Here is a 15712-nt window from a genome sequence, read left to right on the forward strand (position 1 = left end):
CACCGCCCCGGCACGGTCCACACAGCAAGGACCGAAGCCGGACAGCACAACCGGTCGCCGAGCCAGACAGGCCGACGTCCGCTCCAGGGAAGGACCCTTCGTGAGCGACACCACCGATCTGATGGGCGCACGTGTCGAGGAGACCGCTGCCGCGCCCGCCACGGACGCCTCCGCGCCTGCCACCGGTGCCGGCTCCCGGCGGCGCCGCGGTACCGGCCTCGAGGGCATGGTGCTGGCCGAGTTGCAGCAGGTCGCATCCGGCCTCGGCATCAGGGGCACCGCGCGGATGCGCAAGAGCCAGCTGATCGAGGTCATCAAGGAGGCGCAGGCAGGAGGGGGCGCCCCGGCCGCGAAGGCCGCGAACGCCGCTGTCGAGGCCACCGAGACCAAGCCGAGGCGCCGGGCCACCTCCAAGGCCCGTACCGGCGACGACGCCGCTCCCGCCGCCGAGAAGAAGGCGGTAGCCGTCAAGGCAGAGGCGCCCGCCGAGAAGGCCGCGGCGCAGCAGCAGATCGAGATCCCCGGCCAGCCGGCGGGCGGCCCCACCCACGCGGCCGAGCGCGGGGGAGACGACGCTCCCGCGGAGCGCCGCCGTCGCCGTGCCACCGCCGAGGCGGGCAGCCCCGAGACGGTCACCGCCGAGGCGAAGAGCGAGCCGAAGGCCGAGACGCCCGTACAGACGCAGCCGCAGGGCGACGCCAAGGGTGGCGACGCCGGTGACGGCGAGGGCCGTCGTCGCGACCGCCGTGAGCGCGGCCGGGACCGTGACCGCCGTGGCGGCAAGGGCGACGAGCAGCAGGGCGGCCAGGGCGGCGGCCAGCAGCGTCAGGACCGCCCGGACCGCTCGGACCGGCAGGACCGTCAGCAGCAGGGCGGCGGACGGCAGGACCGCCAGGACCGCCAGCGCGACAACGTCCCGCAGGACGACGACGACTTCGAGGGCGGCCGCCGTGGCCGTCGGGGCCGTTACCGGGACCGCCGTGGCCGTCGTGGCCGCGACGAGATGACCCCCGAGCCGCAGATCAACGAGGACGATGTCCTGATCCCGGTCGCGGGCATCCTCGACATCCTCGACAACTACGCCTTCATCCGTACGTCGGGCTACCTGCCCGGTCCCAACGACGTGTACGTCTCCCTCGCCCAGGTCCGCAAGAACGGCCTGCGCAAGGGCGACCACATCACCGGTGCCGTGCGTCAGCCCAAGGAAGGCGAGCGGCGCGAGAAGTTCAACGCGCTGGTGCGGCTCGACTCCGTCAACGGCATGGCGCCCGAACACGGCCGTGGCCGCCCGGAGTTCAACAAGCTGACGCCGCTGTACCCGCAGGACCGCCTCCGTCTGGAGACGGACCCGGGCGTCCTCACCACCCGCATCATCGACCTCGTCGCGCCGATCGGTAAGGGCCAGCGCGGTCTGATCGTGGCCCCGCCGAAGACCGGCAAGACCATGATCATGCAGGCGATCGCCAACGCGATCACGCACAACAACCCCGAGTGCCACCTGATGGTCGTCCTGGTCGACGAGCGTCCGGAAGAGGTCACCGACATGCAGCGGTCGGTCAAGGGCGAGGTCATCTCCTCGACCTTCGACCGTCCGGCCGAGGACCACACCACGGTCGCCGAGCTCGCCATCGAGCGCGCCAAGCGGCTGGTGGAGCTGGGCCACGACGTCGTCGTCCTGCTCGACTCGATCACGCGTCTGGGCCGTGCGTACAACCTCGCCGCGCCCGCCTCCGGCCGCATCCTGTCCGGTGGTGTCGACTCGACCGCCCTGTACCCGCCGAAGCGCTTCTTCGGTGCGGCCCGCAACATCGAGGACGGCGGCTCGCTGACCATCCTCGCCACCGCGCTGGTGGACACCGGGTCCCGCATGGACGAGGTCATCTTCGAGGAGTTCAAGGGCACCGGCAACGCCGAGCTCAAGCTCGACCGGAAGCTCGCCGACAAGCGCATCTTCCCGGCGGTGGACGTCGACGCGTCCGGTACCCGTAAGGAAGAGATCCTTCTCGCTCCCGACGAGCTCGGGATCGTCTGGAAGCTGCGCCGGGTGCTGCACGCCCTCGACCAGCAGCAGGCGGTCGAACTGCTCCTCGACAAGATGAAGCAGACGAAGTCGAACGCCGAGTTCCTGATGCAGATCCAGAAGACGACGCCGACGCCGGGCAACGGCGACTAGTACCAGTCGTCCGTGAGTGCCACACGAGGGCCGTCCCTGTAGGGGCGGCCCTTTGTGCTGGTCGTCGGCGTATGGTCGTCGGGATCCGGCCGCCGCGTCCGGCCTTCAGCATCCGACCGTCGGCATCTGGCCGCCGACACCGTCGCCCGAGAGATCTTTGCCACAAGAAGGCACAGCGAAGGCTATTTCACGCCGTACCGCATTCTTGGCCGAAACCGCAGGTGGGCGAGGTTTGTCCCGAAGAGGGTGCTGCGCGATGTGGCTGTCGACGCACAGGACGGTCACAGTGCGTTGTGCAACCCTTTCCCGAGTTTCGCCGTCTGACAGGCGGAGCGACCATGGTGCGGTACCTGGTTCCGCGTGACCGCGCCTGACCCTGAAAGCAGGGGGTAACCGACCGGACGAGATTCGAGGAGCACATGTCCGCCGAGAGCACGCCGGAGTCCGGCATACCGGGCGAGGACGGCAGCACCGGGCGCCACCGCGCCAAGGGCAGCCGACGCAAGCCCCGCAGAAAGCGCAAGGGCGTCCTGGTCATGGCCTGGACCGCGGCGGGGATCGTCGTGCTGGGCGGCACCGGAGCCGGATACCTGTACTTCAAGCTCAACGGCAACATCAAGAGCGTGGACATCGACTCCGCCCTCGGCACCGACCGGCCCACCAAGGTCGACAACGGCTCCGAGAACATCCTCGTCCTCGGCTCGGACACCCGTTCCGGCAGCAACAAGAAGCTCGGCGGGGGCACCGACGACGGCAGCGCCCGCTCCGACACCGCGATGGTCGTACACGTCTACGAGGGCCACCGGACGGCCTCCGTGGTCTCCATCCCGCGCGACACCCTCATCGACCGCCCCGAGTGCACCGACACCAAGGGCGTCAAGCACGACGCGGCGTCCGGCGTGATGTTCAACTCCGCGTACTCCACCGGCGGTGCCGCCTGCGCGGTGAAGACCGTCGAGTCCCTCAGCGGGGTCCGTATGGACCACTACCTGGAGGTCGACTTCAGCGGCTTCCAGAAGCTCATCGACGAGCTCGGCGGGGTCCGGGTGACCACCACCAAGGCCATCAACGACCCCGACAGCCACCTCCGCCTGAAGGCCGGCACGCACCAGCTCGACGGCGAGCAGGCCCTCGGCCTGGTCCGCACCCGGCACGGCGTCGGCGACGGCTCCGACCTCGGCCGCATCCAGCTCCAGCAGGCCTTCATGAAGGCGCTGATCAACCAGGTCAAGCACATCGACCTGTTCGGCAACCCCAAGAAGCTCTACGACCTCGCCGACACCGGGACCAAGACGGTGACCGCCGACTCCGACCTCGGCTCGGTCAACAAGCTCATGTCGTTCGCCAACGGCCTCAAGGGCATCAGTTCCTCGAACATGAAGATGGTCACGATGCCGGTCCAGTACGACCCGGCGAACCGCAACCGCGTGATCGTCGAGAAGGCCAAGGCCAAGCAGGTGTGGACGGCCCTGAAGAACGACCGGGCGATCCCGAAGTCGGCCACCGAGGGCAACGCCACCGGCGACGCCGACGGCGTCGTGAGCTCGTCCTGAGCCCGCGGGAATAGATCACAGCGGCCCCCGGTTTGGGGGGATGGCGCCAGTCCTGGCAGACTGGTACGTCGGCTCCGGTTCACGCTTCCGCATCCCGCGGCTGCGACCCGGCGCCCTCCCGAAACTAGGAGACACCTTGAAGCGCGACATCCACCCCGAGTACGTCGAGACGCAGGTCAGCTGCACCTGTGGCGCGTCGTTCACCACCCGTAGCACGATCCAGAGCGGCACCATCCGTGCCGAGGTCTGCTCCGAGTGCCACCCGTTCTACACGGGCAAGCAGAAGATCCTCGACACCGGTGGCCGTGTGGCCCGCTTCGAGGCCCGCTTCGGCAAGGCTGCTGCCAAGAAGTAGCGAGCCACCAGCGCCGGTCCACGCCGCACTCCTCGGAGTGCGCCGGGACCGGCGTTTTTGGTCGCCCGCCTTCCCCTTCATCCGCAGTATCAGGAGCCCCAAGATGTTCGAGGCCGTCGAGGAACTCGTCGCCGAGCACGCCGATCTGGAGACGAAGCTCGCCGACCCGTCGGTCCACTCCGACCAGGCCAACGCGCGCAAGCTGAACAAGCGGTACGCCGAGCTCACCCCGATCGTCGCCACGTACCGCTCCTGGAAGCAGACCGGCGACGACATCGAGACCGGGCGCGAGTACGCCGCCGCCGACCCCGACTTCGCCGCCGAGGTCAAGGAGCTGGAGAAGCAGCGCGAGGAGCTGACGGAGAAGCTGCGGCTGCTCCTCGTTCCGCGCGACCCCAGCGACGACAAGGACGTCATCCTCGAGATCAAGGCGGGCGCGGGCGGCGACGAGTCGGCCCTGTTCGCCGGCGACCTGCTGCGGATGTACCTGCGGTACGCCGAGCGGGTCGGCTGGAAGACCGAGATCATCGACGCCACCGAGTCCGAGCTGGGCGGATACAAGGACGTCCAGGTCGCCGTGAAGACCAAGGGCGGCCAGGGCGCCACCGAGCCCGGGCAGGGCGTGTGGGCCCGCCTCAAGTACGAGGGCGGCGTGCACCGCGTCCAGCGGGTGCCGGCGACCGAGTCGCAGGGCCGTATCCACACCTCGGCCGCCGGCGTGCTCGTCACGCCCGAGGCCGAGGAGGTCGAGGTCGAGGTCAACCCCAACGACCTCCGTATCGACGTCTACCGCTCCTCCGGCCCCGGCGGACAGTCCGTCAACACCACCGACTCCGCGGTGCGCATCACGCACATTCCGACCGGAGTCGTCGCCTCCTGCCAGAACGAGAAGAGCCAGCTGCAGAACAAGGAGCAGGCGATGCGTATCCTGCGCTCCAGGCTGCTCGCAGCGGCGCAGGAGGAGGCGGAGAGGGAGGCCGCCGACGCCCGCCGCAGCCAGGTCCGCACCGTCGACCGCTCCGAGAAGATCCGCACGTACAACTTCCCGGAGAACCGCATCTCGGACCACCGCGTCGGCTTCAAGTCGTACAACCTGGACCAGGTCCTGGACGGCGACCTCGACGCGGTGATCCAGGCCTGCGTCGACGCGGACTCGGCCGCCAAGCTCGCAGCCGCGTAAGAGGCGTACCCACGCACGAGTACGACACGGAGGACTTGCGTGCAGCAATCATTTGGGGGGCGACCCCCAAGCCCCCGCAGCCTGCTGCTCGCTGAGGTAGCTCAGGCCACCCAGCGGCTGGCCGACGCCGGCGTGCCCTCGCCGCGCAACGACGCGGAGGAACTCGCCGCGTTCGTGCACGGCGTGAAGCGGGGCGAGCTGCACACCGTGAAGGACTCGGACTTCGACGCCCGCTACTGGGAGGTCATCGCCCGGCGCGAACAGCGCGAGCCGCTGCAGCACATCACCGGGCGGGCCTTCTTCCGCTACCTGGAACTCCAGGTCGGGCCCGGGGTGTTCGTGCCCCGTCCCGAGACCGAGTCGGTCGTCGGGTGGGCCATAGACGCCGTGCGCGCGATGGACGTCGTCGAGCCGTGCATCGTCGACCTGTGCACCGGCTCCGGCGCCATCGCGCTCGCCCTCGCCCAGGAGGTCCCGCGCTCCCGTGTGCACGCCGTGGAGCTGTCCGAGGACGCCCTCAGGTGGACCCGCAAGAACATGGAGGGATCCAGGGTGGACCTGCGGCAGGGCAACGCCCTGGACGCCTTCCCCGACCTCGACGGCCACGTCGACCTGGTGATCTCCAACCCGCCGTACATCCCGCTCACCGAATGGGAGTACGTCGCTCCCGAAGCGCGGGACTACGATCCCGAACTCTCCCTGTTCTCCGGCGAGGACGGCCTCGACCTCATCCGCGGCATCGAACGCACGGCACACCGGCTGCTGCGGCCCGGCGGCGTCGTCGTCATTGAGCACGCCGACACCCAGGGCGGCCAGGTGCCGTGGATCTTCACCGAGGAACGGGGCTGGGCCGACGCCGCCGACCACCCCGACCTCAACAACCGCCCCCGCTTCGCCACGGCCCGCAAGGCGATGCCGTGAGCAGCCCGCAGACTCTCGATACGCAGACTCCCGATCCGCAGCAGTTCGTGTACTACGTGTACTTCGTGTACGAGGAGGCCCGCTAGACATGGCACGGCGATACGACACCAACGACGCGACCGACCGCACGACCGGTCTGCGCGAGGCCGCGTCCGCCGTCCGCCGGGGCGAGCTCGTGGTACTGCCCACCGACACGGTCTACGGCATCGGCGCCGACGCGTTCTCCTCCGAAGCGGTGCACGACCTGCTGGAGGCCAAGGGCCGGGGCCGCAACATGCCCACCCCCGTCCTCATCGGCTCCCCGAACACCCTGCACGGCCTCGTCACCGACTTCTCCGAGCTGGCCTGGGAACTCGTCGACGCGTTCTGGCCGGGCGCGCTCACGCTGGTCGCCAAGCACCAGCCGTCTCTCCAGTGGGACCTGGGCGACACCCGCGGCACCGTCGCCGTCCGCATGCCCCTCCACCCCGTCGCCATCGAGCTGCTGACCGAGGTCGGCCCCATGGCGGTCTCCTCCGCCAACCTGACGGGCCACCCCGCGCCGGAGGACTGCGACGCGGCCCAGGAGATGCTCGGCGACTCGGTCTCCGTGTACCTCGACGGCGGTCCGACCCCGGGCAACGTGCCGTCCTCGATCGTCGACGTCACCCGCGAGGTGCCCCTGCTGCTGCGCGCGGGCGCGCTGTCCGCGGACGAGCTCAGGAAGGTCGTACCCGACCTCGAGGTGGCGAATTGACGGCCCCTGACGCGGGGCGTGGCATATGGAACGGTGAAGAGACGCGGACCTTCACAGGTCTCCCGCGCGACAGCTTCCGCATCCTCCACGTCAGCACCGGCAACGTGTGCCGCTCGCCGATCACCGAGCGGCTGACCCGCCATGCCCTGGCGGACCGGCTCGGCGACCCGCTGTGGGGCGGGCTGATCGTGGAGAGCGCGGGCACCTGGGGCCATGAGGGCGCGCCCATGGAGGCCAACGCGGAGACCGTGCTGGCCGACTTCGGCGCGGACGCCTCCGGTTTCACCGGCCGGGAACTGCTCGACGAGCACGTCATCATGGCCGACCTGGTCCTGACGGCGACCCGCGACCACCGCGCCCAGGTCATCTCCATGGGCCACTCGGCGGGCCTGCGCACGTTCACGCTGAAGGAGTTCACCCGCCTGGTGAAGGCGATAGACCCGGCGACCCTCCCGCCCCTGGAGGACGGCATGGTCGCCCGCGCCCGGGCCCTGGTCCGCGCGGCAGCCGCGCTACGCGGGTGGCTCCTGGCCCCCACGGCCGAGGCGGACGAGGTCTACGACCCGTACGGCGCCCCCCTGACGTTCTTCCGCTCGATCGGCGACGAGATAAACCAGGCGCTGGATCCGGTGGTGACGGCGCTGACGGGGGTGCCCGCGCGGACGTGACGGCACCCGGTGCCGCCGGCTGTGTGGAACGTCCGTCCACAGAGGTGGCCGTCGACATCGGGCGCATCTGACGCCTCGGCCCTACATTGGACGTACGTCACCGTCGACGCCCCGGAGTCCACCATGTCGGTCACCCATGCCCCTGAGAGCGCTGTGAGCGCCGACGTCCTGCGGCGGCAGGACCCCGAGCTGGCCGACATCCTGCTCGGGGAAGCCGACCGGCAGGCGACGACGCTGCAACTCGTCGCGGCCGAGAACTTCACCTCGCCGGCCGTGCTCGCCGCCCTCGGCTCGCCCCTCGCCAACAAGTACGCCGAGGGCTACCCGGGCGCCCGGCACCACGGCGGCTGCGAGATCGTGGACGTGGCCGAGCGGATCGCCGTGGAGCGGGCGAAGGCGCTGTTCGGGGCCGACCACGCCAATGTGCAGTCCCACTCCGGGTCGTCGGCCGTCCTCGCCGCGTACGCCGCGCTGCTGCGGCCCGGCGACACCGTCCTCGCCCTCGGCCTGCCCTACGGCGGCCACCTCACGCACGGCTCACCCGCCAACTTCTCCGGCCGCTGGTTCGACTTCGTCGGCTACGGCGTGGACGCGGAGACCGGGCTCATCGACCGCGACCAGGTGCGCACCCTCGCCCGTACGCACCGCCCCAAGGCCATCGTCTGCGGGTCCATCGCCTACCCCCGCCACCTCGACTACGGCTTCTTCCGCGAGGTCGCCGACGAAGTGGGCGCCTATCTCATCGCCGACGCCGCGCACCCCATCGGGCTGGTCGCCGGGGGAGCGGCGCCCAACCCGGTGCCGTACGCCGACATCGTGTGCGCCACCACCCACAAGGTGCTGCGCGGACCGCGAGGCGGCATGATCCTGTGCGGCTCGGACCTGGCGGAGCGGGTGGACCGGGCCGTCTTCCCCTTCACACAGGGCGGCGCCCAGATGCACACCATCGCCGCCAAGGCCGTCGCGTTCGGCGAGGCGGCGACGCCGGCCTTCTCGGCGTACGCCCACCAGGTCGTCGCCAACGCACGGGTGCTCGCGGCCGGACTGGCCGCCGAAGGGTTCGTCGTCACCACGGGCGGGACCGACACCCACCTGGTCACGGCCGACCCGGCGCCGCTCGGCGTCGACGGGCGCACGGCGAGGGGGCTGCTCGCGGCCGCCGGGATGGTGCTGGACTGCTGTGCGCTGCCCCACGCCGACGTCCGCGGCCTGCGCCTGGGCACGGCCGCGGTGACCACGCAGGGCATGGGAGAGGCGGAGATGGCCCGGATCGCGGTGCTGTTCGCGGCGGCACTGCGCCGGGAGCCCGGGATTCTCGACGAGGTCCGGGAACTCGCGCGCAGATTCCCGCCGTACCCCTGGACGGGAACCGTCTCCTGAATCGGAGGCGTCTGTCGAAGGGAAGGGTCCCTTGCATATGAAGGGGCTCAGGAGACGCCTGCGAAACCGTGCCAGTGAGGCCTGCGGGGTTCCTGTGAGGCTTGAACTACGGGAAGGGGCGGAGCGCGCTACCGTCTAAGCTACTGGCTCTGATCGACTCCGGAACGCCAGGGAGCAGCCCGTGCGTGAATACCTGCTGACGCTCTGCATCACGGCCGCGGTGACGTATCTGCTGACAGGGCCGGTACGGAAGTTCGCGATCGTGGCCGGAGCGGTGCCACAGGTGCGGGCCCGTGACGTGCACCGGGAGCCCACACCGCGGCTCGGCGGGATCGCGATGTTCTTCGGCCTGTGCGCGGGCCTCCTGGTCGCCGACCACCTCAGCAACCTCAGCGCGGTCTTCGACAACTCCAACGAACCGCGGGCCCTGCTCAGCGGGGCCGCCCTGATCTGGCTGCTGGGCGTGCTCGACGACAAGTTCGGGGTGGACGCGCTCATCAAGCTCGGCGGGCAGATGATCGCGGCCGGTGTGATGGTGATGCAGGGACTGACCATCCTCTGGCTGCCGGTGCCGGGCGTCGGCTCCGTGTCGATCACCCCGTGGCAGGGCAACCTCCTCACGGTCGCGCTCATCGTCATCACCATCAACGCGGTCAACTTCGTCGACGGGCTCGACGGTCTGGCGGCCGGCATGGTGTGCATCGCGTCGGGGGCGTTCTTCCTGTACGCCTACCGGCTCTGGTACGGCTACGGCATCGAGGCCGCCGCTCCCGCCACGCTGTTCTCGGCCCTGCTCATCGGCATGTGCCTGGGGTTCCTCCCGCACAACATGCATCCCGCCCGCATCTTCATGGGGGACACCGGCTCCATGCTCATCGGGCTGGTGCTGGCCGCCGGCGCGGTCTCGATCACCGGTCAGGTGGACCCGGACCGCATCGCGTTCAGCGCGGGTTCCCTGCGCAGCGCGGTTCACACGATGGTGCCGGTCTACATGCCGATCATCCTGCCGCTGACCATCATCGCGATCCCGCTGGCCGACCTGATCCTGGCGATCGTGCGCCGTACCTGGAAGGGACAGTCGCCGTTCGCCGCCGACCGCGGGCATCTGCACCACCGGCTGCTGGAGATCGGCCACTCGCACAGCCGCGCGGTGCTGATCATGTACTTCTGGTCGGCCCTGATCTCGTTCGGCACGGTGCTGTACTCCGTGCACTCGGCGTCCCAGTGGATCGTGTTCGCGGTGGTCGCGATGAGCGGCATCGGTCTGGTGCTGCTGCTCCTGCCCCGCTTCCAGCCCCGAACCCCGCGCTGGGCCGAGGGCTTCGTGCCGCCGCGCTACCGGCGTCGCCGGCCCGCTGAAGGGCCGGCCGGGGAGCCGGTCGAGGGGCCCGCGGCCGGCAGCGCGCTCAATCCCCGTGCCGACGCCCCGGCCGAGGGCCGCACGCCGGTCGCCGCCGGAGTGGCGGGTGTCAACGGGGCGACCGCCCTCGGCACCCGCTCTCGGCTCCTGGACGGACGCAAGGCCGAGACCTCGCGCTGACCGTCGCAAGGTAAGAATCTGACGAGAGCATTGCCAAGTCGTGGGGAAGCAAAGCTCCCCAATACCAGACAAGTCACCCCAGTTCCTGCACAGACGCGCACGGTCACTCTCATGTGTGACAGCGAGCACACCCACTTGGTAAAGACCACATCAAATAGTTTGTGATACGGTTCACGAGAACCCGGGGTAGAGCCGGAGGGCCGTGGTGCGACGGCCCCTCGGCGTGAGGCTCACACTCGACCCGGGACTACGCTCGTCCATGACGACACCCCTGCCCCCTGCGAAAGCGGAGTTGCCGCCATGCCGTCCAACGACGTCCGGATCCTGGCCCAGGCTGCCGTGCCCACGGTTGCCGTCGGCGCGATTGCCGCCGTCGTCAGCGGTGTGGTGGTCGGCGGCAAGGGGGCGATCGGGTCAGCTGTCGCGACCCTGATCGTGATCCTCTTCATGGGTCTCGGTCTCTACATTCTCCAGCGCACTGCCAAATCGCTTCCGCACCTCTTTCAGGCGATGGGCCTGATGCTGTACGCGGCGCAGATCCTGCTGCTGTTCGTCTTCCTCGCCGCGTTCAAGAACACCACGCTCTTCCACCCCAGGGCCTTCGCGTTCACGCTGGTCGCCGGCACCCTCGCGTGGATCGCCGCGCAGACCCGTGCGCACATGAAGTCCAAGATCCTCTACGTCGAACCCGAAAAAACGGGGCACTCGTCGTGAGGGGTAGGGCCGGGATAAAGACGTCAGAGATCTCCTGCTATCGTCCGGTGCCAACTGCGGCATCGCGGGCGCGGGCATCCGAGCTGACGCCTGCTCAATCGCGAGGCGAGATGCCCAAGAGCCGCCCTCACATCCGAACCACCAGTCCCGTGCCGAACCGCGGCCGTGCGCCGCGCCGACACAACGAGGTTGCCGTACCCATGCGTCACGCTGAAGGAGCCCGCGGTGAGTGCTGACCCGACGCAGGTGCTCGCCTTCGAGACCGATTGCCACATCTTCGACGGTTGTGGCTTCCCGGCACCCGGCCTGCACTCGTTCCTGTTCGAGCCCCTCGTGGGCGACGCGGACAGCAGCGTCTATTTCAACAAGACGATGCTGCTGGCGCTGCTCGGCTCGCTCGTCATCGTCGGCTTCTTCTGGGCTGCGTTCCGCAGGCCGCAAGTCGTCCCTGGCAAGCTCCAGATGGTGGCCGAGGCGGGCTACGACTTCATCCGCCGCGGAGTTGTGTACGAGACCATCGGAAAGAAGGAGGGCGAGAAGTACGTCCCGCTGGTCGTCTCGCTGTTCTTCTTCATCTGGATGATGAATCTCTGGGCGGTCGTCCCCCTCGCCCAGTTCCCCGTGACGTCGATCATCGCCTACCCGGCGGCGCTGGCGGCCATCGTCTACATCCTGTGGGTCTCGCTGACCTTCAAGCGGCACGGCTTCGTCGGCTTCTTCAAGAACGTGACGGGCTACGACAAGTCGCTGGGCGCGGTGCTGCCGCTGGCCATGCTCATCGAGTTCTTCTCGAACCTGCTGGTACGGCCCTTCACACATGCCGTGCGACTCTTCGCGAACATGTTCGCCGGCCACACCCTGCTGCTGCTGTTCACGATCGCCAGCTGGTACCTGCTGAACGGCATCGGCATCGCCTACGCGGGTGTCAGCTTCATCATGACGATCGTCATGACGGCCTTCGAGCTCTTCATCCAGGCACTGCAGGCGTACGTCTTCGTGCTCCTCACGTGCACGTACATCCAGGGCGCGCTCGCAGAGCACCACTGACCGCCCCGCACCAAAACCCCTGGTCGTCCGGTGGCCAACCCCCACCGGTCCGTAAAGAAAAGGAAGAACTGGCATGTCCCAGACCCTTGCCGCTGTTTCCGGCTCGCTCGGCTCCGTCGGTTACGGCCTCGCTGCCATCGGTCCCGGCGTCGGCGTCGGCATCATCTTCGGTAACGGCACCCAGGCCCTGGCCCGTCAGCCCGAGGCCGCCGGCCTGATCCGCGCCAACCAGATCCTGGGCTTCGCGTTCTGTGAGGCGCTGGCCCTGATCGGTCTGGTCATGCCGTTCGTCTACGGCAAGTGATCTGACGGATCCACGACCAGCCGACTAGACGAAAGGCAACGATATGAGCCAGCTGCTCATCGTGGCGGCCGAGGAGATGGAGAATCCCCTCGTCCCGCCGATTCCCGAGCTTGTCATCGGCCTCATCGCCTTCGTCATCGTCTTCGGCTTCCTCGCCAAGAAGCTCCTCCCGAACATCAACAAGGTTCTGGAAGAGCGCCGCGAGGCCATCGAGGGCGGTATCGAGAAGGCCGAGGCCGCGCAGACCGAGGCCCAGAGCGTGCTTGAGCAGTACAAGGCTCAGCTCGCCGAGGCCCGCCACGAGGCCGCGCGGCTGCGCCAGGAGGCGCAGGAGCAGGGCGCCACGCTCATCGCCGAGATGCGCGCGGAAGGCCAGCGGCAGCGCGAGGAGATCGTCGCCGCCGGTCACGCCCAGATCGAGGCCGACCGCAAGGCCGCCTCGTCCGCGCTGCGCCAGGACGTCGGCAAGCTCGCCACCGACCTGGCCGGCAAGCTCGTCGGCGAGTCCCTCGAGGACCACGCCCGGCAGAGCCGCGTCATCGACCGCTTCCTCGACGAGCTCGAGGAGAAGGCCGAGGCCGCGCGATGAACGGAGCGAGCCGCGATGCCCTGGCAGCCGGACGCGAGCGTCTTGACGCGCTGACGGACTCCACGTCCGTGGACGCGGCACAGCTCGCCGACGAGCTGGCCTCCGTCACCGCGCTGCTCGACCGCGAGGTGTCGCTGCGTCGGGTCCTCACCGACCCGTCGCAGGCCGGTGAGGCCAAGGCCGAGCTGGTGCAGCGCCTGCTTGGCAGTCAGGTCGGCGGTCACACCGTCGACCTGGTCTCCGGCCTGGTGCGTTCTCGCTGGTCGCGGTCGCGCGACCTGGTGGACGCGCTGGAGGAGCTGGCGAGCCTCGCCGACCTGACCGCCGCCCAGCAGGCGGGCACGCTCGACAGCGTCGAGGACGAGCTGTTCCGGTTCGGCCGGATCGTCGCCTCGAACACCGAGCTGCGCGCCGCGCTGACCGACCGCAAGGCCAACGCCTCGGCCAAGGGCGAGCTGCTGCGCAGCCTGCTCGGCGGCCGGGCGGCCGCGACGACCGAGCGTCTGGTGACGCGCCTTGTCGCCGCGCCCCGGGGACGTAGCCTGGAAGCGGGACTGGAGTCCCTGACCAAGCTCGCCGCCGACCGCAGGAACCGCATGGTGGCCGTCGTCACCTCGGCGGTTCCGCTGAGCGACCCGCAGAAGCAGCGCCTGGGTGCCGCCCTCGCGAAGCTCTACGGCCGCACCATGCACCTCAACCTCGACGTGGACCCCGCGGTCCTCGGCGGGATCCGGGTGCAGGTCGGTGACGAGGTGATCAACGGCTCCCTCGCGGACCGCATCGAGGACGCCGGCCGCCGCCTGGCGAGCTGACAGCAACTTCATAAGCAGTAAGCAGCAAGCAGTACGTGTACCTACGGCCCGGTTGGGTCGTGCAGAGGATTCACCTCGTTACGGGGGGAGTCCCCATCCCCCCAAAGTGAAACTTCGGGCCCAACAAGGAGAGCAGGGAACCCAGATGGCGGAGCTCACGATCCGGCCGGAGGAGATCCGGGACGCGCTGGAGACCTTCGTCCAGTCGTACAAGCCGGACGCGGCCTCGCGCGAGGAGGTCGGTACGGTCACCGTCGCCGGCGACGGTATCGCCAAGATCGAGGGTCTGCCCTCGGCCATGGCGAACGAACTGCTGAAGTTCGAGGACGGCTCCCTCGGTCTCGCGCTGAACCTGGAAGAGCGCGAGATCGGTGCCGTCGTACTCGGCGAGTTCAGCGGTATCGAGGAGGGGCAGCCGGTCACCCGTACCGGCGAGGTCCTCTCCGTGGCGGTCGGCGAGGGCTACCTCGGCCGCGTCGTCGACCCGCTCGGCAACCCGATCGACGGTCTCGGCGAGATCGAGACCAGCGGTCGTCGCGCCCTTGAGCTGCAGGCTCCCACGGTCATGCAGCGCAAGTCGGTGCACGAGCCGATGGAGACCGGCTACAAGGCCGTCGACGCGATGACCCCGATCGGCCGCGGTCAGCGTCAGCTGATCATCGGTGACCGCCAGACCGGCAAGACCGCCCTGGCCGTCGACACGATCATCAACCAGCGCGACAACTGGCGCACCGGCGACCCGAACAAGCAGGTCCGCTGCATCTACGTCGCCATCGGCCAGAAGGGCTCGACGATCGCGTCGGTCCGCGGCGCGCTGGAGGAGAACGGCGCGCTGGAGTACACGACCATCGTCGCCGCCCCGGCGTCCGACCCGGCCGGCTTCAAGTACCTGGCGCCGTACACCGGTTCGGCCATCGGTCAGCAGTGGATGTACGAGGGCAAGCACGTCCTCATCATCTTCGACGACCTGTCGAAGCAGGCCGACGCCTACCGTGCCGTGTCCCTGCTGCTGCGCCGCCCGCCGGGCCGTGAGGCCTACCCGGGTGACGTCTTCTACTTGCACTCCCGTCTGCTGGAGCGCTGCGCGAAGCTCTCCGACGACATGGGCGCCGGTTCGATGACCGGTCTGCCGATCGTCGAGACCAAGGCCAACGACGTCTCGGCGTTCATCCCGACCAACGTCATCTCCATCACCGACGGCCAGTGCTTCCTCGAGTCCGACCTGTTCAACGCCGGTCAGCGTCCCGCGCTGAACGTCGGTATCTCCGTCTCCCGAGTCGGTGGTTCCGCGCAGCACAGGGCGATGCGCCAGGTGTCGGGCCGGCTCCGCGTGGACCTCGCCCAGTTCCGTGAGCTTGAGGCGTTCGCCGCCTTCGGTTCCGACCTGGACGCCGCGTCGAAGGCGCAGCTGGAACGCGGTCAGCGCATGGTCGAACTGCTGAAGCAGGCGCAGTACCAGCCGATGGCCACCGAGGACCAGGTCGTCTCCATCTGGGCCGGCACCACCGGCAAGATGGACGAGGTGCCCGTCAACGACATCCGCCGCTTCGAGAAGGAGCTGCTGGAGTACCTGCACCGCAAGGAGCAGGGCCTCATGACCTCCATCAAGGAGGGCGGCAAGATGTCGGACGACACCGTGCAGGCCATCGGCGACGCGATCGCGGACTTCAAGAAGCAGTTCGAGACGTCGGACGGCAAGCTGCTCGGCGAGGACACCCCTGCCGCTGCGGGCAAGTGACG

Annotated in this window: 15 protein-coding genes; all 15 read left to right on the forward strand. The window is 69.2% G+C overall.

From position 1 onward, the window contains the following. Nucleotides 1-100: 100 nt before the first annotated feature. The 15 genes from rho (at nt 101) to atpA (ending at nt 15710) form a co-directional block, all read left to right on the forward strand. On the forward strand, nt 101-2173 hold the full coding sequence (rho, locus tag ACIBK3_RS10075; protein WP_399363755.1) for a transcription termination factor Rho: 2073 nt from the start codon (nt 101-103) through the stop codon (nt 2171-2173). Between the two features lie 419 nt (nt 2174-2592). Beyond that, a complete protein-coding gene (locus tag ACIBK3_RS10080; protein WP_399363757.1) occupies nt 2593-3726 on the forward strand; it encodes an LCP family protein in 1134 nt (377 codons plus the stop codon). 136 nt (nt 3727-3862) lie between these two features. Beyond that, nucleotides 3863-4081: a 50S ribosomal protein L31 gene (rpmE, locus tag ACIBK3_RS10085; protein WP_037721438.1), complete on the forward strand. Its 219-nt coding sequence runs from the start codon at nt 3863-3865 to the stop codon at nt 4079-4081. A 103-nt stretch (nt 4082-4184) separates the two neighbouring features. Continuing rightward, on the forward strand, nt 4185-5261 hold the full coding sequence (gene prfA, locus ACIBK3_RS10090) for a peptide chain release factor 1 (RefSeq protein ID WP_399363759.1): 1077 nt from the start codon (nt 4185-4187) through the stop codon (nt 5259-5261). An 81-nt stretch (nt 5262-5342) separates the two neighbouring features. Continuing rightward, entirely contained in the window at nt 5343-6182 is an 840-nt protein-coding gene (prmC, locus tag ACIBK3_RS10095; RefSeq protein WP_399364004.1) for a peptide chain release factor N(5)-glutamine methyltransferase, read from the forward strand. Between the two features lie 88 nt (nt 6183-6270). Next, nucleotides 6271-6918 carry an L-threonylcarbamoyladenylate synthase gene (locus ACIBK3_RS10100; protein WP_030929107.1) on the forward strand — a complete coding sequence of 216 codons (648 nt, stop codon included), beginning with the start codon at nt 6271-6273 and terminating at the stop codon, nt 6916-6918. Beyond that, on the forward strand, nt 6915-7586 hold the full coding sequence (locus tag ACIBK3_RS10105; RefSeq protein ID WP_399363761.1) for a protein-tyrosine-phosphatase: 672 nt from the start codon (nt 6915-6917) through the stop codon (nt 7584-7586). Before ACIBK3_RS10100 ends, ACIBK3_RS10105 begins: the two co-directional genes overlap by 4 nt. 123 nt (nt 7587-7709) lie before the next feature. Further along, on the forward strand, nt 7710-8966 hold the full coding sequence (gene glyA, locus ACIBK3_RS10110; protein ID WP_399363763.1) for a serine hydroxymethyltransferase: 1257 nt from the start codon (nt 7710-7712) through the stop codon (nt 8964-8966). 181 nt (nt 8967-9147) lie between these two features. After that, complete coding sequence (locus tag ACIBK3_RS10115; RefSeq protein ID WP_399363765.1) at nt 9148-10506, forward strand: MraY family glycosyltransferase; 1359 nt, start codon at nt 9148-9150, stop codon at nt 10504-10506. A gap of 300 nt (nt 10507-10806) precedes the next feature. Continuing rightward, a complete protein-coding gene (locus tag ACIBK3_RS10120; RefSeq protein WP_399363767.1) occupies nt 10807-11220 on the forward strand; it encodes a hypothetical protein in 414 nt (137 codons plus the stop codon). A 225-nt stretch (nt 11221-11445) separates the two neighbouring features. Next, the gene (gene atpB, locus ACIBK3_RS10125; RefSeq protein WP_399363769.1) at nt 11446-12267 is read left to right on the forward strand and encodes a F0F1 ATP synthase subunit A; all 822 of its coding nucleotides are present in this window, start codon (nt 11446-11448) and stop codon (nt 12265-12267) included. 73 nt (nt 12268-12340) lie between these two features. Then, nucleotides 12341-12571, forward strand: a complete 231-nt coding sequence (gene atpE / locus ACIBK3_RS10130; RefSeq protein ID WP_030672351.1) for an ATP synthase F0 subunit C — start codon at nt 12341-12343, stop codon at nt 12569-12571. A gap of 43 nt (nt 12572-12614) precedes the next feature. Continuing rightward, nucleotides 12615-13160 (forward strand): F0F1 ATP synthase subunit B, encoded by a 546-nt coding sequence (locus ACIBK3_RS10135; RefSeq protein ID WP_399363771.1) that lies wholly within the window; start codon nt 12615-12617, stop codon nt 13158-13160. Then, the gene (locus ACIBK3_RS10140; RefSeq protein ID WP_399363773.1) at nt 13157-13972 is read left to right on the forward strand and encodes a F0F1 ATP synthase subunit delta; all 816 of its coding nucleotides are present in this window, start codon (nt 13157-13159) and stop codon (nt 13970-13972) included. Before ACIBK3_RS10135 ends, ACIBK3_RS10140 begins: the two co-directional genes overlap by 4 nt. A gap of 145 nt (nt 13973-14117) precedes the next feature. Continuing rightward, nucleotides 14118-15710 (forward strand): F0F1 ATP synthase subunit alpha, encoded by a 1593-nt coding sequence (gene atpA / locus ACIBK3_RS10145; RefSeq protein ID WP_399363775.1) that lies wholly within the window; start codon nt 14118-14120, stop codon nt 15708-15710. The last annotated feature ends 2 nt before the right edge of the window (nt 15711-15712 follow it).

The sequence above is a fragment of the Streptomyces sp. NPDC050287 genome, assembly GCF_044459385.1.
In the GTDB taxonomy this organism is placed as follows: Bacteria; Actinomycetota; Actinomycetes; order Streptomycetales; family Streptomycetaceae; genus Streptomyces.

Bases quoted from the DNA above. Each gene is read 5' to 3' on its own strand.
- ACIBK3_RS10080 (WP_399363757.1), top strand. From the start codon at position 2,593: ATGTCCGCCGAGAGCACGCCGGAGTCCGGCATACCGGGCGAGGACGGC.
- prfA (WP_399363759.1), top strand. From the start codon at position 4,185: ATGTTCGAGGCCGTCGAGGAACTCGTCGCCGAGCACGCCGATCTGGAG.
- ACIBK3_RS10100 (WP_030929107.1), top strand. From the start codon at position 6,271: ATGGCACGGCGATACGACACCAACGACGCGACCGACCGCACGACCGGT.
- glyA (WP_399363763.1), top strand. From the start codon at position 7,710: ATGTCGGTCACCCATGCCCCTGAGAGCGCTGTGAGCGCCGACGTCCTG.
- ACIBK3_RS10120 (WP_399363767.1), top strand. From the start codon at position 10,807: ATGCCGTCCAACGACGTCCGGATCCTGGCCCAGGCTGCCGTGCCCACG.
- atpE (WP_030672351.1), top strand. From the start codon at position 12,341: ATGTCCCAGACCCTTGCCGCTGTTTCCGGCTCGCTCGGCTCCGTCGGT.
- ACIBK3_RS10135 (WP_399363771.1), top strand. From the start codon at position 12,615: ATGAGCCAGCTGCTCATCGTGGCGGCCGAGGAGATGGAGAATCCCCTC.
- ACIBK3_RS10140 (WP_399363773.1), top strand. From the start codon at position 13,157: ATGAACGGAGCGAGCCGCGATGCCCTGGCAGCCGGACGCGAGCGTCTT.
- atpA (WP_399363775.1), top strand. From the start codon at position 14,118: ATGGCGGAGCTCACGATCCGGCCGGAGGAGATCCGGGACGCGCTGGAG.